General features: G+C 44.1%; 1 pseudogene. It reads left to right on the forward strand.

Going from position 1 to position 673, the window contains the following annotated elements:
• Window positions 1-106: 106 nt before the first annotated feature.
• Window positions 107-369 (forward strand): annotated as a pseudogene (locus RH85_RS22640) (IS1 family transposase); the annotation flags it as partial.
• Between the last annotated feature and the right edge of the window lie 304 nt (window positions 370-673).

A 673-nucleotide genomic window follows, 5' to 3' on the forward strand; every position in this document is an offset into this window, starting at 1 on the left:
GATGCGTGATATGCACATTATGGTAAATAGTTAAATTTGCCCTTACTTTTGCCGCTTAGGGAACCGGATCATGACTCCAACATGGAGAACTTGTGTTAAAATCTCCAATGTCAAAGAACAAATTATTGATATGACCATGAATAGCTCTGGTGTTAGAGAAACAAGCCGTGTCTTAAAGGTGTGCTATAACACCGTGCTACTCACTTTAAAAAATTCTCGCCAAAGCAAGTGACCTCGATACCTTTCTATAAAGCAAACATTACTCTCATTTGTGAAGTTAATGAGCAATGGTCGTTCGTATGTAATAAGAAAAATCGCCGCTGGCTTTGGTATGCTTGGGAGCCACGTTATAAGGGTTCTGTCGATCACTGGCGCCAGCAACAAGAATGGATAAATAAGCCCGAAGTTGTTATCCATGCCGAGTTACTGAGTGAGCGTGGCGAGGGTTTTCTGCAGCAATTTGCGCAGCGCTTTGATTATCCATCACACCTGACATTGGTGCGAGATTGGGGATGGTGATATGCGCCAGTTCTTAACCGAAACTCAGCTCGATGCCTTGCTGTCGCTCTATTCCGATCGTGATTTCCCAGAGAAAACTCGCGAGGCAGTGAGATTGCGCATTATCAATGGGCATACCTATGAACTTGCAGAGTTCATCACTGGTGTATCGAGG

The organism is Vibrio ichthyoenteri ATCC 700023 (assembly GCF_000222605.1).
Classification (GTDB): Bacteria; Pseudomonadota; Gammaproteobacteria; order Enterobacterales; family Vibrionaceae; genus Vibrio; species Vibrio ichthyoenteri.